Annotated in this window: 19 protein-coding genes; 14 read left to right on the top strand and 5 right to left on the bottom strand. The window is 68.4% G+C overall.

The annotated features are described in order from the left end of the window. Positions 1-93 precede the first annotated feature (93 nt). Positions 94-1,110: a helix-turn-helix transcriptional regulator gene (locus ACZ6DL_RS04835; protein ID WP_466049023.1), complete on the bottom strand. Its 1,017-nt coding sequence runs from the start codon at positions 1,108-1,110 to the stop codon at positions 94-96. A gap of 81 nt (positions 1,111-1,191) precedes the next feature. Between ACZ6DL_RS04835 and ACZ6DL_RS04840 the strand changes: the two genes are divergently transcribed. From ACZ6DL_RS04840 to ACZ6DL_RS04855, 4 genes are all read left to right on the top strand, one after another. After that, positions 1,192-1,776, top strand: a complete 585-nt coding sequence (locus ACZ6DL_RS04840; RefSeq protein WP_466049024.1) for a VOC family protein — start codon at positions 1,192-1,194, stop codon at positions 1,774-1,776. Positions 1,777-1,931: 155 nt separating this feature from the next. Further along, positions 1,932-2,927 carry an ATP-binding cassette domain-containing protein gene (locus tag ACZ6DL_RS04845; RefSeq protein WP_466049025.1) on the top strand — a complete coding sequence of 332 codons (996 nt, stop codon included), beginning with the start codon at positions 1,932-1,934 and terminating at the stop codon, positions 2,925-2,927. Then, entirely contained in the window at positions 2,924-3,688 is a 765-nt protein-coding gene (locus tag ACZ6DL_RS04850) for an ABC transporter permease (protein WP_466049027.1), read from the top strand. The genes ACZ6DL_RS04845 and ACZ6DL_RS04850 overlap by 4 nt, the downstream gene beginning before the upstream one ends. A 16-nt stretch (positions 3,689-3,704) precedes the next feature. Then, entirely contained in the window at positions 3,705-4,520 is an 816-nt protein-coding gene (locus ACZ6DL_RS04855) for an NAD(P)H-binding protein (protein WP_466049029.1), read from the top strand. A gap of 232 nt (positions 4,521-4,752) precedes the next feature. Here the strand turns inward: ACZ6DL_RS04855 and ACZ6DL_RS04860 are convergent, their stop codons facing one another. Beyond that, positions 4,753-5,928, bottom strand: a complete 1,176-nt coding sequence (locus ACZ6DL_RS04860) for a hypothetical protein (RefSeq protein WP_466049030.1) — start codon at positions 5,926-5,928, stop codon at positions 4,753-4,755. Positions 5,929-6,150: 222 nt separating this feature from the next. Between ACZ6DL_RS04860 and ACZ6DL_RS04865 the strand changes: the two genes are divergently transcribed. The 4 genes from ACZ6DL_RS04865 (at position 6,151) to ACZ6DL_RS04880 (ending at position 10,346) form a co-directional block, all read left to right on the top strand. Further along, complete coding sequence (locus ACZ6DL_RS04865; protein ID WP_466049032.1) at positions 6,151-6,684, top strand: hypothetical protein; 534 nt, start codon at positions 6,151-6,153, stop codon at positions 6,682-6,684. 523 nt (positions 6,685-7,207) lie between these two features. Beyond that, entirely contained in the window at positions 7,208-7,774 is a 567-nt protein-coding gene (gene def / locus ACZ6DL_RS04870; protein ID WP_466049033.1) for a peptide deformylase, read from the top strand. After that, complete coding sequence (gene fmt, locus ACZ6DL_RS04875) at positions 7,774-8,697, top strand: methionyl-tRNA formyltransferase (protein WP_466049035.1); 924 nt, start codon at positions 7,774-7,776, stop codon at positions 8,695-8,697. The genes def and fmt overlap by 1 nt, the downstream gene beginning before the upstream one ends. 350 nt (positions 8,698-9,047) lie before the next feature. Next, positions 9,048-10,346: an RsmB/NOP family class I SAM-dependent RNA methyltransferase gene (locus ACZ6DL_RS04880; protein ID WP_466049036.1), complete on the top strand. Its 1,299-nt coding sequence runs from the start codon at positions 9,048-9,050 to the stop codon at positions 10,344-10,346. A gap of 122 nt (positions 10,347-10,468) precedes the next feature. Here ACZ6DL_RS04880 and ACZ6DL_RS04885 read toward each other — a convergent pair whose 3' ends face one another. Together ACZ6DL_RS04885 and ACZ6DL_RS04890 are read right to left on the bottom strand one after the other, a co-directional pair. Continuing rightward, positions 10,469-11,341 (bottom strand): RNA polymerase sigma factor SigF, encoded by an 873-nt coding sequence (locus tag ACZ6DL_RS04885; protein ID WP_466049038.1) that lies wholly within the window; start codon positions 11,339-11,341, stop codon positions 10,469-10,471. Further along, entirely contained in the window at positions 11,341-11,763 is a 423-nt protein-coding gene (locus ACZ6DL_RS04890; RefSeq protein WP_040867498.1) for an ATP-binding protein, read from the bottom strand. Before ACZ6DL_RS04890 ends, ACZ6DL_RS04885 begins: the two co-directional genes overlap by 1 nt. A 96-nt stretch (positions 11,764-11,859) precedes the next feature. Between ACZ6DL_RS04890 and rpe the strand changes: the two genes are divergently transcribed. Next, a complete protein-coding gene (gene rpe / locus ACZ6DL_RS04895) occupies positions 11,860-12,516 on the top strand; it encodes a ribulose-phosphate 3-epimerase (RefSeq protein WP_466049568.1) in 657 nt (218 codons plus the stop codon). 6 nt (positions 12,517-12,522) lie between these two features. Here the strand turns inward: rpe and ACZ6DL_RS04900 are convergent, their stop codons facing one another. Then, positions 12,523-12,993 (bottom strand): hypothetical protein, encoded by a 471-nt coding sequence (locus ACZ6DL_RS04900; RefSeq protein ID WP_466049040.1) that lies wholly within the window; start codon positions 12,991-12,993, stop codon positions 12,523-12,525. Positions 12,994-13,557: 564 nt separating this feature from the next. Between ACZ6DL_RS04900 and ACZ6DL_RS04905 the strand changes: the two genes are divergently transcribed. The 5 genes from ACZ6DL_RS04905 (at position 13,558) to ACZ6DL_RS04925 (ending at position 17,819) form a co-directional block, all read left to right on the top strand. Next, a complete protein-coding gene (locus ACZ6DL_RS04905; protein WP_357115405.1) occupies positions 13,558-14,181 on the top strand; it encodes a riboflavin synthase in 624 nt (207 codons plus the stop codon). Between the two features lie 784 nt (positions 14,182-14,965). Further along, positions 14,966-16,210, top strand: coding sequence for a bifunctional 3,4-dihydroxy-2-butanone-4-phosphate synthase/GTP cyclohydrolase II (locus ACZ6DL_RS04910; protein ID WP_062973658.1), 1,245 nt, complete (start codon positions 14,966-14,968; stop codon positions 16,208-16,210). 30 nt (positions 16,211-16,240) lie between these two features. Beyond that, the gene (ribH, locus tag ACZ6DL_RS04915) at positions 16,241-16,720 is read left to right on the top strand and encodes a 6,7-dimethyl-8-ribityllumazine synthase (protein WP_040867493.1); all 480 of its coding nucleotides are present in this window, start codon (positions 16,241-16,243) and stop codon (positions 16,718-16,720) included. 2 nt (positions 16,721-16,722) lie between these two features. Continuing rightward, complete coding sequence (locus tag ACZ6DL_RS04920) at positions 16,723-17,223, top strand: PH domain-containing protein (protein WP_466049042.1); 501 nt, start codon at positions 16,723-16,725, stop codon at positions 17,221-17,223. Positions 17,224-17,279: 56 nt separating this feature from the next. Further along, on the top strand, positions 17,280-17,819 hold the full coding sequence (locus tag ACZ6DL_RS04925) for a GNAT family N-acetyltransferase (RefSeq protein ID WP_466049043.1): 540 nt from the start codon (positions 17,280-17,282) through the stop codon (positions 17,817-17,819). Positions 17,820-17,872: the final 53 nt, after the last annotated feature.

Genomic DNA, 17,872 nt, shown 5'->3' on the forward strand with positions numbered 1-17,872 from the left:
GGCCGCTACGAGGTTGTCGATCGTTGGGGGCACGGAGGTGTCTTGGCTCACTCCCGGGGCGAGGAGCACGGCGGGTAGCGCCGGTACCGAAGATCATCCGGAGTCCTGCGTCCGGTCGCCGATCGAAATGTCGCAGACGAGTCCGTTTCCGACCGCTCGCGTGGCGGCGAGGAGCCTGGATCCCCAGTCCTTCATAAGGTCGGTCGCTTCGGGTGGTCCGTGCACGATGAACGGTGCGCCGATCGAGACGAGGCAGAAGGCCGCCCAGTCCAGGGATTCGGCGGCGATATGGACCTCGCACGATCCGGGGTCGATGGCGGCGACGGTGCCGTAGTGGACGATTTCGGCTCTGACGCGTTCGGCGGAAGCCTGGATGGTGGCGTGCACCCGGTACCTCGACGGCATCGACCCGATCCGGTCGCGGACATACTCCACCGGATCGCCGCCGGGCAGGCGGCGGGGTGCGAATCGTGCGCCGGTGCGGCGTGGTTGCGCGATCCGGTCGATTCGGAAAGTGCGCCAGTCGGTGCGATCGAGATCCCAGGCCACCAGGTAGAGGCGGCTTTCGACATTGACGATCTGATGCGGTTGGACGGTGCGATGCGAAGTGGCCGCGTCGCTACCGCGGTAGGAGAACGAGACGGTATCGGCGTCCCGGCAGGCGAGCGCGAGTGTGGTCAACGCGGTGACATCGTCGATCCCGGCTCGGTGGTATCCATCACCGGCGGGGGTCGCGACGGTCCGCAGACTGTCGATCCGGCGACGGATACGAGTGGGAAGGACCTGGACGATCTTGGCCATAGCGCTCATCGCGGCTTCCGCGGAGGCGGGATGGACTCCGGTGGCGATCTCCTTCAGCCCCAGCACCGTCGCAGCGGCCTCCTCCTCACCCAGGACCAGTGGCGGCAGGCAGGCACCCGCACTGAGCTGGTAGCCACCGCCGGTTCCGCGCGTCGTGACGATCGGATAGCCGATCTCCTGGAGACCGAGCACATCACGCCGGACGGTCCGCTCACTGACATTGAGCCGGCGCGCGAGGTCGGCACCGGACCAGTGGCGACGGCTCTGCAGCAGACCGAGAAGCGCGAGGGTGCGAGTGCTGGTGGACACACCCCGAGGCTAGGCGCACTTGTGGCCATATCCTGTCCGCAACTGCGGCGAATCTGGGGGCACCAACCGAAAGGAGACAGTATGTCCACCACTCCCGCAGTTCCTCCGGCGCCCGCCGGATCCGCGACGGTCGACCCCTTCATCTGGACCGATGACGCGGCAGGTCTGATCGGCTTCCTGGTCGAGGTGTTCGGGGCGATCGAGGTCCCCGAGGCTCGGACCGCCGATACCGACGGCCTGATTCTGCATTCCGAACTGCGAATAGGCGATTCGACGCTCACGATCGCCGACCGCAAACCGGACTGGCCGTATATGCCGTCCTTCGTCCGCGTCTACGTCGACGATCCGGCCGCCACACTGAAACGAGCCGCCGCGCGTGGTGCGCGGATCGTGACCGAGCCGACGGATTTCTGGGGCGACGTACTCTCCCGCTTCGCCGACCCGTTCGGCCACCTGTGGTGGGTGTACAAGCACAATCCGGGTAACGCGTCCTGGGACGAAACCTCGACGGACGGCTCCGGTGAAGACAGTTGGGGGCAGGCGGATTCCACCGAGGACGGCGCGGGTGAGCAGTCCTGGGAGTCGTTCGCGACACCGGAGTTGACCGCCGTTCACTCCTCGCTCATGGAAGCGATGTCGTCGCTGCAGGATCCGCGTACCCGCTGACCCGCCGGGGATGCCCTGCGGCCCGCACTCGGACCGCAGGGCATCGGCCTCCGTACCTCCGGGAGAGATCATTCGATGCTCCCCGTTCGGCTTGTGGCCGTATATCGTCCGGAACCAGAGTTTGGATCGTCCTGTACCCCATCGAGAGGCAGGACGTGATCAACACCCGAAATTTGACCAGGACCTTCTACGGGCCCGGCGAATCAGCAGTCCGCGCGGTCGACGGCATCGATCTGACCGTCGCGCGGGAAGAAGTACTGGCTATCCTCGGTCCCAACGGGGCCGGTAAGACGACCTTGATGCGGATGCTCACGACGCTGCTGCCGCCCACCGGCGGATCCGCGGAGATCGGGGGCCACGACGTACAGCGCGAACCGGCCCAGGTGCGCCGGGTGATCGGATACGTCGGTCAGGGCAACAGCGCGGGACATACACAGCGCGCGATGGACGAGGTGGTGACCCAGGCCCGGATCCACGGACTGGACCGGAAATCGGCGCGGATCCGGGCGGGCGAGCTGTTCACCGCCCTGGGTCTCGACGGCCTCGGAAAACGGAAGTCCCAGGCCATGTCCGGCGGGCAGCGTCGCCGCCTGGATCTGGCGATGGGGTTGGTCCACCGGCCCGCGCTGTTGTTCCTCGACGAACCGACGACCGGCCTGGACCCGCACAACCGGGCCAACCTGTGGGACCACATCGCCCGCCTCCGGGCGGAATCGGGGATGACGATCGTGGTCACCACCCACTACCTCGACGAGGCCGACCAGATCGCCGACCGCGTGGTGATCGTGGATCACGGGCGCATCATCGCCGACGGTTCACCCGAGGCGCTGAAGAGCGAGCACGCGGGCGACAAGGTCACGCTCGAGGCGGGCGACCCGGCCCGGGCCGGCGAGCTGGCCACACTGGCGCGCCGGACCGAGTGCGTGAACCGGGTGACCCATACCGGCACTACCGTCGTCGCCTACGCAGCGAACGGCCCGAAAGCCGTACCGGCACTGGTCACCGCGGCTCATTCGCGCGGCATCGAGGTCGTTTCCGCCGCTACCAGGGTGCCCACCCTCGACGACGTCTTCCTCGAGCTCACCGGACGCAGTCTGCGCGACACCGGCACGGCCGAGCGCGGCAACCACGATCCGGAGGAGACCCGATGACCACCACTGAACCGCGTCGCAATATCGTCGCCGACACCCTGCTCGTCACCGTCCGAGAGCTACGCCCCGTGCTCGGCGATCCGTTCTCGGTAGTCTTCGGCCTGGTCCAACCCCTGTTCTTTCTCTTGCTGTTCGGACCACTACTGACTCGCGACGGGGAGTCGCCCTGGGCTTGGTTCGTTCCCGGAATCCTGGTCATGACCTCGTTGTTCGGTACCGCCGGCACCGGCTCCAACCTCCAGTTCGACCTCCAGAACGGCACCCACGAGCGCCTGCTCGTCACGCCACTGTCCCGGTCGGCCCTCTTCCTGGGCCGCGCGGTCAAGGAATTCCTCCCCCTGATCGCGCAGGCGACCCTGATCATCCTGGTGACCATCCCCTTGGGTCTGCGTCCGGATCCGCTCGGCGCGGTGCAGGGTCTGCTGCTGCTGGGTGTCCTCGGCCTGGGCATCGGCTCGCTCAGTTACGCACTGGCCATCGTCGTCCGGGAACAGGAGTGGGTTTTCTGGACCGTGCACCAGACGTTGTTGTTTCCCTCGATGATCCTGTCCGGCATGCTGCTGCCCCTCGAACAAGCCCCGGGATGGATGCACGCGCTCTCGGCGGTGAACCCACTGACCCACGTCGTGAACGCCGAACGCGAGCTGTTCGCCGGCCACCTCACCTCGGCCGACGTCGGCTGCGGCTGGCTGGCCGCGATCCTCACCGCGGCCATCGGTATCGCAGTGGGTCTGCGCGCACTGACCAAGAGCACCAGCTGACCAGGATAGGACCACCATGGAAATCCTCGTCTGCGGCGCCACCGGACATGTGGGCCGCCACCTCGTCGACGAGCTCCTCACCGATGGCCACCAGGTCCGGGCACTGACCCGCACCCCGCATTCCGCGGACCTGCCACCGGCCGCGCGGCGCGTGCAGGGCGACCTGACCGACGCCTCGACCCTGCACGACGCGTTCACCGGGGTCGACGCCGTCCACCTCATCACCTTCGGCGGAGACGACGGCGCGGATCTCGCCACCGGCCCCGATATCGTCGACCTCGCCCGGCGATGCGGAATCGGCCGCGCCACCGTCCTGGGCGGCTGGTCCCGGACAAGCGTCGAAGACGCGCTGTCGGGCAGCGGTATCGCCTGGACCCGCCTCGAACCCGTCGAGATCATGCTCAACACCCTCGACTGGCTCGACGAAATCCGCGAACACCGCACCGTCTCGGCTTTCGCCCAATGGCCCAGTGCCATGGTCCACGAAGCGGATATCGCGTCGGTCGCCCGCTGCGCGCTGACCCGAGACGGCCACGGCGGCAAAACCTACCGTCTCACCGGCCCCGAGGCACTGACCCCTGCACAACGCACCCGGATACTCGCCGACGCGATCGGAGTGCCGCTCACCCACCGGCAACTCACCGAAGCCCAGGAACGTGACCGTCTGGCCGGCCACGGGTTCGGCGACGACTACGTCGAATTCGGTCTCCGCTTGGCGGCCCACCCGCCCGACGCCGCGGACAAGGTCCTCGACACCGTAGCGACAGTGACCGGCCGATCGACCCGCACATTCGCACAATGGGCCACCGAGCACGCTCGCTTGTTCACCTAGCCAGGACATTCCGGGACCGGCGCCCGCCGCATGGCGCTGCCGGTCCCGGCCAGTTCGCCTGCACCGAGCACATGGCAGGTCAGTGAAGATGACCTGGCAGTCGTGAGTGGCCGCATACCCGAGGTCATCGGGTGGCAGGACAAGTCAGCCACCTCACCGCCGTGGCCTAGGCCGGCCTCACCCGACCCGCGCCGGTGGTCGGCCACGGAGAAGTTCCTGGCGAAGGCCGCGGCTATCCGGGCGGGAGCCGATCGGGGCTGTAAATCCTGATCCAGAGTCTCCATAGTCCCGAGTTATCGCCGATGTTGTTGTCGTTCATGGTCAGCGCGAGCGTCACCGCGCGCGCACCCTCCCATTGCACACAACCACCCTGAGCGCCGACCCAGTGATAGCCCGACTGTCCCTCCCACGTGCCGATCAATCCGTACTTGGGCAGATACGGGGCCGGCCAGTCCTGCGGCGCGGGGTTCTCCACTCCAGCGCCGTCGGGCCCGTAGCTGCCATCCCACGGCCACGAGCCGACCTTGATGGTCGGCCAGGTTTCGCCACTGTCGCCGGGCCTGGGCCCGTAGCCGGGCACGGGCGCCAGCGACCACGTTATATTCTGCGGGTCGACCCGGTAGGACTCGCCAGGAAACAGGGTCACGCGTACGGGTTCGAATCCGGAGTCGGCTCCGAAGTCTCGGGTGACCTCGCGTTCGGCGAGGTTCTTTTCCTTGCACCGCTCGAGCGCGTAGGCCGGGTCGTAGCCGCGGCGCTCGTAGTAGGCCGGGCATTGATCTCCAATACTCGTGCCGATCACCGGGCAGGGGGGTTTCGCCTCTGTGAAGGTGACCACGGTGACAACGAACCCTTCGGAGTTGTCGAACGGTTCGCTGTCGTTCACAGTAAGGTGGAAATCCTGTCGCACGCCGGTCGAATTCGCGTAGCAGGTCGGACCGATACCCATCAGCCGGAGATCGCCCTGCACCCCGCCGACGAGGCCGTAGCGCGAAACGCCCGGGGCGGGGAACTCCGCGCCCGCGGCCACACCGTCACCGTTCGGGCCGTAGCCCGAATCCCATGGCCATCGGGAGGTTTTGACCTTAGAGGTCGGCAATGCAGCGATTCGGATCGCCTCGCCGGGGCCCAGTGACGTGATGACGTTGTTCCACGAGTCGGTGCCGGTGACGACGCGGGTTTGGTCGGTGGTCCAGTAGTCGGGTTCGGGATATTGCTGGCAACGCTCCAGATGCGTGGCAGCCGAAGGGCCCGCGGGCGCGGCGGTCGCCGAAGGCGAAGCCGACGCCGCCGCCGCAATCAGCAACAGCATCACCGCGCACACTCGAGCACGTACCAGTGGTCGGCGTGTTGGTGTCCGGCAGTCAATTGCCTTATGCGAGAGCATTGCCACGAATTCCTTTGCCATGGACAACGTCTCCTCCACCATCCGTGTTCCGCTCCGAATGGTAGAGACACCACCTTCGAGGCGGCGTGAAAGCGCAAAACATACCGGCGACGCGCGAGCATTCGCGCACAGCGCAACAGAGGGGGTATCGGGCATGACGAGCCACCTTCCGGAAACGACTGATCTCCCACCAAGTCCTGGCCATTGACAACCGGCAGAGGTGATCGTTGAAATAGTCCAACGATGATCGAACCCGACCCCCAACTCGAAGAGAAACTCAACGCCGCTCACAGCCTTTATCCGATCGGCGACCATGTGACCGGAGTGGTCACGCTGGTCCCGCGACCCGGCGTCGTCGGTCTGTTCGTCGACTTGGGCCATCCACCCACCGGGTTCGTCGACATCCTGAATCTGCCGTTTTCCGCCGACCAATGGCCGGCTGTCGGCACTGTGACCGAGTTCGAGGTCCTTCAGCACACACGCGGCCAGGTTCGCCTCTGGCCTCTCGATCCCGCCTTCCGATCGAGCTCAACCAGGTTTCCCGTCATGAGCAAGGCCGAATGGTTCGCCGCCAAGAACCGCCACCCCGTCGGCTCCACAGTCACCGCCGAGATCACCGACGTCTTCCCCAGCAACCGCGAATACTCCGTCGCATTCGATGGCCTCTGGTCCGTCCTGTGCTGGTCCGGCACGCCACCCGTCGTCGGCACCACCGCACAGTTCACCGTCGACCGACATCTCGACGCGACCCGAAGAATTCGGCTGCGCAGCGCCTGACAAACCCAGCACCTCGTCATGGCTTGTGCCAGTCATGGTGCAGAGAAGCATCACGGAATCGGGCGCGGCGACGAAGAACTCCTCCAACCGCGGATACGCCATCACATGCTCGGCCAACCACACGCGGGTGTGATCACCATCCAGCTCACACGGGACGCGCAACGCTGCGGCGATACGGTGAGGATATCCCCGGTTTCGGCGCGGCTGCCGTGGGCCACGGGGTCGACTGACCGCCAGGCACGCGCGGGTGCGGTGTAGCAGCGGCGGACCCGGTACAGCGCCCACCGGAAGTGAGCGCGACGGTGCAGCTGTTGATCAGGCGGGATCGTGGATTTAGGTGAGAACCAGGCCAGGTGTCACCGGCAAGCCGTTGACCAGCGCGTTTCCGGGCGGCCGGGCGGAGGGATCGACACCCCGCCCGGACCGCATAGGAGTTCTACCAGCTTCCGGCCGGCGAATCGGGGATTTCCGGGTGTCTCACTAGAATGGGGCGACCGTATTCATCCGCTTTCGGGAGCCAGCCGTGACCATCCAGCCCGTTCGCCTGTTCGGCGATCCCATTCTGCGTGCCCGCGCCGCGGAGGTCACCGCGTTCGACCGCGATCTGCGGCAGCTGGTGACCGACCTGACCGAGACCATGCACGACGACGGCGGGGTCGGGATGGCCGCGCCGCAGATCGGGGTCGGGCTGCGCGTGTTCGTCTACGACACCGGCGACGCTTCGGGGCATCTGGTGAACCCGCAGTGGGAGGTTGTCGGCGACGAAGAGCAGGTCGGACCGGAAGGCTGCCTGTCGATCCCCGGCGTGCGCTACGACACGCGCCGGGCCTTGCGTGTGCGAGCGTCCGGTGTGGACGTCGACGGCGCGCCCGTCGCTTTCGAGGCGGAAGGCCTGCTCGCGCGGTGCGTGCAGCACGAGACCGATCATCTCGACGGGGTGCTGTTCATCGACCGTCTCGACCCGGCCCAGCGCAAGGAGGCGATGCGGGTGATCCGCGAATCCGATTGGTTCACAGCGGGATTGACGGTGCGTCCCGCGCGCTCGATGAGCGGCTCGGGCCGGCCCAACCCGTTCGGGGCCGGCCGCTGATGCGCGTCGTCTTCGCGGGCACCCCGGAACCGGCGGTTCCGTCGCTGCGGCGTCTACTGGAATCAGCGCGTCACGAGGTGATCGCCGTGGTGACGCGGCCGGACGCGGTCGCAGGGCGCGGCCGGAAAGTGACCAGGTCGCCGGTCGGTCAGCTGGCCGACGAACACGGCATCCCGGTGCTCACTCCGCGGCGTCCGTCGGAGCCGGAATTCCTGGCGCAGCTCACCGACTTGGCGCCGGACTGTTGCCCCGTCGTCGCCTACGGCGCGCTGCTGCCCGAGCCGGTGCTCGACATCCCGCGCTTCGGCTGGATCAACCTGCATTTCTCGCTGCTACCCGCCTGGCGGGGCGCGGCGCCGGTACAGGCGGCGATCGACGCGGGTGACGAGATCACCGGCGCCTCCACCTTTCAGATCGAGGCCGGGTTGGACACCGGTCCGGTCTTCGGCATGGTGACCGAGAAGATCACCGTCACCGATACCGCGGGCACCCTGCTGCAGCGATTGGCCGACAGCGGCTCCCGCCTGCTGGAAGCGACGCTCGACGGAGTGGAGGACGGGACCTTGCAGCCCGTCCCGCAGTCCACCGACGGCGTCTCGTACGCGCCCAAGGTCGGTGTCGAAGCCGGGCATGTGCGCTGGGACCAACCCGCCCTGGCCATCAGCAGGCGGATTCGCGCGGTCACTCCGGCTCCCGGCGCCTGGACCGAGGTGGGCGGCACGCGGCTGAAGCTGGGACCGGTCGAGCTGGTCGAGGAGGAGTTGCCGGAACGCGTCATCGAGGTGCGCAAGTCCGGCGTGTTCGTCGGCACCGCCACCACCGCGGTGCGGCTGGATCAGGTGCAGCCGCAGGGCAAGCGCATGATGGCCGCGCTCGACTGGGCGCGCGGCGCCCGCCTGCAGCCCGGCGCGGTGGTCGAATGACGCCGCGCGGCAATCGGCCCGGTGACGACAACGCCCGCGACCGGCGGCGCGACGACCGTGAGTCCGCGCCGAACCGTTCCGGCGAGGCCGGTCGGCCTCGTGCGCAGGGTGGCCCGCGGCAGGACCGCACCGGCGCGGGACGGTCACGAGCGGCCGATCCGCGGGCAGGCAGCGGGCGAGCCGAGGCGCGCGGTCGCGACGAACGGCGGGGCGCCGCGGGACAACGCGCGGCGACGGGCCGGTCGGATCGTTCCACCGCCGGGCGTCCGTCCTCGGGGTCCAGAGCCGCCGCAGGCAGGCGACCGCAGCGTAAAGAGCCCACCGATCCGCCGCGGTCGGCCGCGAGGGATGTGCTGCGAGCGGTTCGGGAGCGCGACGCCTACGCCAACCTCGTTCTGCCCGCGCTGCTGCGGGACCTGGGGTTGTCGGGCCGGGACGCGGCGTTGGCAACCGAACTCGCCTACGGCGCGTGCCGGTCGCTGGGCCTGCTCGACGCGGTGATCGCCGAGGGGGCGGGCCGGCCGATCGAGGAGATCGACGGACCGCTGCTGGACGTGCTCCGGCTCGGCGTCTACCAGCTGCTGCGCACCAGGATCGGTGCGCACGCCGCGGTGGACACCTCGGTGGCATTGGCGCGCTCCGAATTCGGCGCGGGCAAGGCGGGATTCGTCAACGCCGTGCTCCGGCGGGCGGGGGAGAAGACCCCTGAACAGTGGGTGGAGGCGCTCGCGCCCGCCGATCCGGTCGGCCGGCTGGCGTTCGAGTACGCGCACCCGGTCTGGATCGCGCAGGCGTTCGCCGACGCGCTGGGAGCGCGAGCGGGGGAGTTGCGCGAGGTGCTCGCCGCCGACGACGCTCGGCCACTGGTGCATCTCGTGGCCCGCCCGGGCGACATCACCGCGGAGGAACTCGCGCTGGTGACCGGCGGCGAGGAGGGCCGCTGGTCGCCGTACGCGGTCTACCTGGACGGCGGTGACCCGGGCAAGCTCGAGCCGGTGCGCGAGGGCATGGCGGCCGTACAGGACGAAGGCAGCCAGCTGGTGGCGCTGGCGCTGACCAGGGCCGAACTCCACGGACCGGACACCGGTCGCTGGCTGGACCTGTGTGCCGGACCGGGCGGCAAGGCCGCGCTGCTGGGGGCGATCGCCGCGATCGATGGCTTCCGGGTGGACGCGGTCGAGCCCGCCGCGCACCGTGCCGAACTGGTGCGCAAGGCCGTGCGCGACCTGCCGGTGGACATCCACGTCGCCGACGGCCGCGCCAGCGGACTGACCCCGGGCTATGACCGCATCCTGGTGGACGCCCCGTGCACCGGGCTCGGCGCGCTGCGCCGCAGGCCGGAGGCGCGCTGGCGGCGCACCCCCGCGGACGTCCGCGAACTGGTCGTCCTGCAGCGCGAATTACTCTCCGCCGCATGGGATTTGCTGCGCCCGGGTGGCGTCGTGGTGTACTCGACGTGCTCGCCGCATCTGCCGGAGACGGTGTCGATCGTCGCCGACGCGGTGCGCCGCCTCGGCGCCGAGCAACTCGACACCCGCGAACTGCTTCCCGGCGTCACCGATGTCGGGGACGGACCGGGGGCGCAGCTGTGGCCACACCGGCACGGCACCGACGCCATGTTCCTGGCCGCGTTGCGCAAGCCGCGCTGAGCGGCATGCCATTCGTTCGCGCCGGACGCGCGGAACCTGGCCGCGCACTCGGACCATGACGATGACCGGGCGGCACGTGGTGGTCATGGCTGCCGAACCCCCCGGAGGTGGAGGAGGCTATCTCATTCCCGGCTGGACTGTTCCCGCAGACGGGCAAGGGTCTTCGCCAGGATGCGCGACACGTGCATCTGGGAGATGCCCATCTGCTGCGCGATCTGGGTCTGGGTCATCGATTCGAAGAACCGCATCGTCAGGATGCGCCGTTCCCGCTCGGGCAGCCCGGCCAGCAGCGGCCGGATCGCGACGTACTCCTCGACCCGGTCGAACTGGGACTCCTCCTCGCCGAGGGTGTCCAGCAGCGAGGCGTCGGTGTCACGGCCGAGGGTGGCCGCGTCGATCGAGCTCGGCTGGTAGGCGTTGCCCGCGATGACCGCCTGGGTCACTTCGTCCGGATCGACGTCCAGCTCCGCGGCGATCTCCTTCGCCGTCGGTGAGCGGCCGAGGGTCTGGGAGAGACTGTCGATCGCCGCGCCGATGCGTAGGTGAGTCTCCTTGACCCGTCTCGGCACTCGCATCGCCCAGGTGTTGTCGCGGAAATACCGGCGGACCTCGCCCATGATGGTCGGCACCGCGAAAGACAGGAAATTCGAGCCGCGCTCCACGTCGAAACGATCCACCGCGTGCACCAAGCCGACCCGCGCCACCTGGGTCAGATCATCGAACGGCTCACCGCGCCCGCTGAACTTGCGGGCGATGTGGTCGGCGAGCGGAATGCAGCGGCTGATCAGCTCCGCGCGGAGCGCGGCGTGCCGCGCCGTCCCCTTCTCGCTGGCCGCGAGCTGCTCGAAGAGCAATCCGACGTCGTCGTAGCCGGGGACCGTTCCCGCCGCTTCCAGGGTTTCCTCGGCGTCGACGGCGTCGACGGCGTTCTCGGTGGTCAGCGTGTCTGCGTCCTCGTCGCGCTGTGCATCGAACACGGTTTCTTCGTCCGCCACTACGCCTTCCCCCGGACCCGACGGAACTCGACCGTTGTCGGATATCCGGAGATCGCCGCGTCGTACGAATCCTGGGTAGCATCCACCGCGTCGGTGAGGGTGCGCAGCACATGCCAGCCGAAGCTGCGCTGGTCGGGCAGTCCCGGCTTCTCCGCGATGCCCTCCACCCGGACGAGCAACTCGGTGTCACCGACGGTGAACCGGCAGTTCAGGCTCGTTTCCGGGGCGGCGACCGCGATCAGCGTCGAGCAGACCTCGTCGACGGCCAGCCGGATGTCGGCCACCTCGTCCAGCGTGAATTCGCTGAGTAGGACGAGGGTTTCGGCGAGCCCACGCACGATGGGCAGTTGTGTCACCGACGCCGCCACCCGAATCTCCACCGGGGTGCTGTAGAGCCCCTGTTCCGCCGAAATATTGATCACCCTATGCAGGCTACCCACTCCCGCGCTGGGCAACCCCGGCGACCGTTAGACTCCGGCGTTGTGTCCAACCCGACTTACCCGCGTCCGGCCGTTCCGATGATCGCCCCGTCCATTCTGTCCGCCGACTTCGCGCATCTCGCGGACGAAGCGAAGGCCGTCGCAGGCGCCGACTGGCTGCACGTGGATGTGATGGACGCGCACTTCGTGCCGAATCTCACCCTCGGCCTTCCGGTGGTCGAGAGCCTGCTGAGGGCGACCGAGATCCCACTGGACTGCCACCTGATGATCGAGGATCCGGGCCGCTGGGCGCCGCCGTACGCCGAGGCGGGCGCGCACAATGTGACCTTCCACGCCGAGGCGACCGACGATCCGATCGCGGTGGCGCGCGACATCCGCGCCGCGGGCGCCAAGGCGGGGCTCTCGGTGAAGCCCGGCACACCGATCGAGCCGTACCTGGAGATCCTGCGCGATTTCGACACCCTGCTGGTGATGAGCGTGGAACCGGGCTTCGGCGGGCAGTCGTTCATCCCGGAGGTGTTGCAGAAGGCGCGCATCGTGCGGAACCTGGTCGACTCCGGTGAGCTGCGGCTGCTGGTGGAGATCGATGGCGGCATCAACGCCGACACCATCGAGGCGGCCGCGGAGGCGGGAGTGGACTGCTTCGTCGCCGGTTCCGCGGTGTACAGCACCGCCGACCCCGGGGCCACCGTGCAGAAGTTGCGCGATCAGGCGGCCTCGGCGTGGGCGCGCTGATCGGGTCTATCCGGCCCGGGTCCGCCGTGCGGCGACCGCGCGGATCGTCTCGATCATCGCGCTGATCGACGGGCGGCGCGGCCCGGCCTCGGGCGACCGGATCCACACGCGGTAGCCGGTGCGCTCGTCCTCCGGTGAGGGCAGCACCACCTGGCTGCCCGCGCAGGCCACCGCCGCGTACAGGCGGAACAGTTCGGCCGAGACCGCCGGGCTGATCGCGTCGGGCCCGGCGGGTCCGGTGAGGAAGGTCCAGTGCCTGGCCCGCGGATGGTCGACGACCGGGCCTGCGATTCCGTCCTCGACGAGTTGTCGCAGTACCTGCTCGCCGAGTTCGGCGGGCATGGTGACGGCACCGTAGTCGACGCCGATGTGCAGGAGAATGCGATGCGAGCCGGGATCCATCGATGCGGGCAACTGGAATTCGCGCCGATACCGTGAGCAGCGAACTTCAGGCGTCGAATCGAGAAATGTGGTCACACCGCGCCCCTGGCTGTGTCCGACCCAATTTGTTCCACTGTGTTCTCCGGCTTTCTCGAGGAGTGGACATCGTGCGACAGGCTTCCCGGTCGTCCGCCGTATGACCTGGTAGAGCACCCCATCGAACTGTATGGGCGGAACAGTTGAACGCGAGAAGTCGGCCGCGTAACGATATCGCTTCCGCTCTCGTCGGAGCGCGAAATCTGCGTTATAAGCGTGTTTCTTTCGGGTATCGAGCAAGAATCGGCAAACTTCCCCTGGGGTAAATAAATGCGCGCGGTATGCCTGTTACCGCCGAATAATCATCGGATCCCGTGCTCCGCGGTGTTTCGCGGCCTATGTGGGCATATTTCGTTCCATATTCGATGGGACCGGCCGGTTCCGCGCGCCTCGGCCCGCCCGCCGGTCTGCTTACGGTGCGATCGGCGGTGCGCCGTTCCGCTCCGGAGCGCCGCTGTCTCCGGCCGCCCCCGCGTCATTAGGCTGAGTGGGCGCGGGAATATCGGCCGGCCCCCGCGCTGTTCCGCAACCGGACGACAACGACGCGACAGGGAGTCAGGGCACATGTTCACAGGCATCGTCGAGGAACTCGGCGAGATCGTCGCCAGCGAGCAGCTGACCGACGCCGCGCGGCTGACGATCAAGGGCAAGCTGGTGACCTCCGATGCCGGGCACGGTGATTCGATCGCGGTGAACGGGGTGTGCCTGACCGTCGTGGAGGTGACCGGCGGCGACTCGTTCACCGTCGACGTCATGGCCGAGACGCTCAACCGGTCGAGCATCGGCAAACTGGACGTCGGTGCCAAGGTGAATCTCGAGCGCGCCGCGGCGTTGAACAGCAGGCTCGGTGGGCATCTGGTCCAAGGCCATGTCGACGGCACCGGCACCGTGCTCTCGCGCACTCCCTCGGAGAACTGGGACGTGGTGCGGATCTCGCTGCCCGAGAACATCGCCCGCTACGTCGTGCAGAAAGGTTCGATCACCGTCGACGGCATCTCGCTCACCGTCTCCGGGCTCGGCGTCTCCGACGACCCCGCCGAAACCGGCAGCCGGGATTGGTTCGAGGTCTCCCTCATCCCCACCACCCTCTCGCTGACCAACCTGGGCTTCGCCACCGTCGGCACCACCGTGAACTTGGAGGTCGACGTGATCGCCAAGTACGTCGAACGCCTCCAGCAGCGCGGCTGACCGTGACCGCCCCGCTCGTCCCCGCCCATGCCGGACGAGGGCGCGCGGCGGCGAGCGCGCTCCTCCGGCGTCGGCTGCCGGGAAGCGCCGTGCGCGCGGGAGCGGTGATCACTGTCCGGCGCGGTCGCGCCTGCTTCATCCCCGTCGCCGCGGGCACCGAGACCGAGCGGGCATGGTCCGCGCCTCACCCCGCCTCCGAACGAGTCCGACGTCCGCGCTCCGATAGCCGCGAAAGGCCCCCAGTTCTCGGTGCGCACGGACACAAGGGAGACGCGGATCGGCTCACACTCGAGAAGCCCGAACCCCCGTCCCGTCGTAATAGCCTCCGCCGCTCGCCGCCCCACGAAGCGCCGGAATGCGGCGAACATGCGGGTTCGATGAAAGCGACTTTGCGGAACGAGATGAATCTCCCTCCGGTTTCCGCGCGAAGCAAGTCGGCCCAGCTCGCGGCCGAGGAGCCGTCGTACTGCCTACTCACTACCGTCGGCCCGCGCCGGCCCTCCGCCCACGAAGCGCCGGAATGCGGCGAACCTGCGGGTCCGGTGATAACGGCATCGAGTAACCGGCTCAACCACACTCCGGCTTTCGAGCGAAGCGAGACCGAGCATGCGCCGTTCGCGGCCCGGCTCGCGTTTGCGCGACCGCCGCGTCCGCGACGAAGTCGCCAGCGGCGGTCGCGCGAACGCGAGCCACAAAGGGGCCGCGAACACGCCGCGACGCAGTCGCGGCAGATCAAGCACAGTACTGTGGTGGGGCACCTATTTCGAGATGGAGCACAACAGACGTGACCAGGTTCGACAGCATCGAGCGCGCAGTCGCCGATATCGCCGCCGGTAAGGCGGTCGTCGTCGTCGACGACGAGGACCGCGAGAACGAGGGCGACCTCATCTTCGCGGCGGAGAAGGCCACCCCCGAGCTGGTCGCCTTCATGATCCGCTACACCTCCGGTTACATCTGTGTGCCGCTCACGGGTGACGATTGCGATCGGCTGGGCCTGCCGCCGATGTACGCGATGAACCAGGACAAGCACGGCACCGCCTACACCGTCTCGGTGGACGCGCGCGAGGGCGTCACGACCGGTATCTCCGGCGCCGACCGCGCCACCACGATGCGGCTGCTGGCCGACGCCGACGCCAAGGCCGACGATTTCACCCGCCCCGGCCACGTGGTGCCGTTGCGCGCCAAGGACGGTGGCGTGCTGCGCAGGCCCGGCCACACCGAGGCGGCCGTGGATCTGGCGCGCATGGCCGGTTTGCGTCCGGCGGGTGTGATCTGCGAGATCGTCAGTCAGAAGGACGAGGGCCACATGGCCCGCACCGAGGAGTTACGCGTCTTCGCCGACGAGCACGAGCTGGCGCTGATCTCGATCGCCGACATGATCGCGTGGCGGCGCAGGCACGAGAAGCACGTGGTGCGCGTCGCCGAGGCGCGCATCCCCACCGCGCACGGCGAGTTCATGGCCGTCGGCTATCAGAGCATCTACGACGAGGTCGAGCACGTCGCGCTGGTGCGCGGCGACATCAGCGACGGTGAGGACGTCCTGGTGCGGGTGCACTCGGAGTGCCTGACCGGCGACGTGTTCGGGTCGTTGCGCTGCGACTGCGGTCCGCAACTGGATGCCGCGTTGGAGATGGTCGCGGCCGAGGGGCGCGGCGTGGTGCTGTACATGCGCGGTCACGAAGGCCGCGGCATCGGCCTGATGCACAAGTTGCAGGCCTACCAGTTGCAGGATTCCGGCCACGATACGGTCGACGCGAATCTGGAGCTGGGGCTGCCTGCGGACGCGCGCGATTACGGCACCGGCGCGCAGATCCTGGTGGATCTGGGCCTTCGCTCGATGCGATTGCTCACCAACAACCCGGCCAAGCGGGTCGGCTTGGACGGCTATGGCCTGCGGATCACCGATCGGGTGCCGATGCCGTTGCGCGCGAACGCGGAAAACCTGCGCTACCTGCGCACCAAGCGGGACCGGATGGGGCACGACCTGATCGGCCTCGACGAACTCGATCTCGGCGAGACGGCGCACTGAACTGCGAGCAGACCGGAAAGGCGGACATCGATGAGCGGTACCGGGGTACCGACCTTCGCGCTGGCGGACGCCAAGGACCTCTCCTTGGGTATCGTCGCCTCGCGCTGGCACACCCAGATCTGCGACACCCTGGTGGCGAACGCCGAGCGGGTGGCCAAGGAGGCGGGTGTCCAGCAGATCACGGTGGTGCGCTGCGCCGGCGCGATGGAGTTGCCGGTGGTGGCTCAGGAGCTGGCCAGGTCGCACGACGCGGTGGTGGCGCTCGGTGTGGTGATCCGCGGTGACACTCCGCATTTCGAGTACGTCTGCGACGCGGTGACCGCTGGGCTCACCCGGGTTTCGCTGGACGAGGGCACGCCGGTCGCGAACGGGGTCCTCACCACCAACAACGAGCGGCAGGCCCTGGACCGGGCCGGACTGCCGGAATCCCAAGAGAACAAGGGCGAGCAGGCGGCTGCCGCGGCGCTGGACGCCGCGCTGACCCTGCGCGCCCTGCGACAGTCCGCCTGACGATGCCGGTCGTCCGTATCTTCCGCAGGAACGCGGGCTCGGCCCCGGTGGACGGCGACGGGGGCGAGTGGGAGTTCGAGGTGCGTCCCCGCCGTGCGGTGCGGACGGCCCGGATCGCGGCGGTGCTGATCGCGGCCACTTTCACCGTGGGCGGCGTCTGGCTGCGCAGCGGGTCGACCGGCGTCAACTTCCGGGTGGCCGATCAGATCGCGATGATCGGGATCGGCGTACTCGGCGCCGCCGCGGTGCTGCTGTTGACAAGGCCGCGGGTTCGCGTCGGCGCTCGCGGCGTATCGGTGCGAAACATCTTGGGGGACAACGATTTCCCCTGGGACTACATCCGCGGCGTGTCGTTCCCGGACCGGAAGGCCTGGGCGCGCCTGGAATTGGTCGACGACGACTACGTCCCGATGCTGGCGATCCGGTCGAACGACAAGGAGCACGCGGCCCGAGCCATGGCTCGGCTGCGTGAACTCGGCGCGAAGTATTCCGGGAGCAAGTGAGCTGGTGCGGCATTCAGCGCTCGCACGGGTTCGGAAGCTGGTCTAGCCTCGCCGGTATGGAGCCGGGTGCGTTCGTCCTCGCGGCGGCTTTCGCCGACGATCCGCTGATGACCTATTTCTGGCCGGGGTCGCCGCGGCGGCGCAAAGCCCTGCCGCTGTTCTGGGATTCGCGCATCGCTTCGCGCCGGAAGAACGGCCTGGTCGATCTCGCGCACGACGCGGAGGGCAATCTCGCCTGTGTGGCGCTGTGGGAACCGGCGGACGTGGTGGCGCCGACGGCGAAGCCGGTGACCTTGCTGCGAGCCTTGGGGCCGAGCGCGGCGCGCGCGCTGGCCGCCGGGCGGCGGATGGAGCGCGCACGCCCGGCCACGCCGCATCTGTACCTGGCCGCCATCGGGACGCTGCCCGGCGCGCAGGGCAGGGGATTGGCGAGCGCGTTGCTAGAGCGACGGCTGTCGGCGGCCGGGCAGGACGGCTTCCTCATCTCGAATACCCGCGGCACGGTGCCCTTCTATGAGCGATTCGGTTTCGAGCCGCAGGGTGAGCTGCCGCTCGGTCGGGGTCCGGTGGTGTATCCGATGATCCGGCGGAAGTAACCGCCCTATTCCGGCGGCCATGTCGATCCTCGTGAGCCGTGAGCCGTGAGCCG

This window comes from Nocardia sp. NPDC041819 (genome assembly GCF_055590505.1).

Bases quoted from the DNA above. Each gene is read 5' to 3' on its own strand.
- ACZ6DL_RS04840 (WP_466049024.1), top strand. From the start codon at position 1,192: ATGTCCACCACTCCCGCAGTTCCTCCGGCGCCCGCCGGATCCGCGACG.
- ACZ6DL_RS04850 (WP_466049027.1), top strand. From the start codon at position 2,924: ATGACCACCACTGAACCGCGTCGCAATATCGTCGCCGACACCCTGCTC.
- ACZ6DL_RS04855 (WP_466049029.1), top strand. From the start codon at position 3,705: ATGGAAATCCTCGTCTGCGGCGCCACCGGACATGTGGGCCGCCACCTC.
- ACZ6DL_RS04860 (WP_466049030.1), bottom strand. From the start codon at position 5,928: ATGGCAAAGGAATTCGTGGCAATGCTCTCGCATAAGGCAATTGACTGC.
- ACZ6DL_RS04865 (WP_466049032.1), top strand. From the start codon at position 6,151: ATGATCGAACCCGACCCCCAACTCGAAGAGAAACTCAACGCCGCTCAC.
- fmt (WP_466049035.1), top strand. From the start codon at position 7,774: ATGCGCGTCGTCTTCGCGGGCACCCCGGAACCGGCGGTTCCGTCGCTG.
- rpe (WP_466049568.1), top strand. From the start codon at position 11,860: ATGATCGCCCCGTCCATTCTGTCCGCCGACTTCGCGCATCTCGCGGAC.
- ACZ6DL_RS04905 (WP_357115405.1), top strand. From the start codon at position 13,558: ATGTTCACAGGCATCGTCGAGGAACTCGGCGAGATCGTCGCCAGCGAG.
- ribH (WP_040867493.1), top strand. From the start codon at position 16,241: ATGAGCGGTACCGGGGTACCGACCTTCGCGCTGGCGGACGCCAAGGAC.
- ACZ6DL_RS04920 (WP_466049042.1), top strand. From the start codon at position 16,723: ATGCCGGTCGTCCGTATCTTCCGCAGGAACGCGGGCTCGGCCCCGGTG.
- ACZ6DL_RS04925 (WP_466049043.1), top strand. From the start codon at position 17,280: ATGGAGCCGGGTGCGTTCGTCCTCGCGGCGGCTTTCGCCGACGATCCG.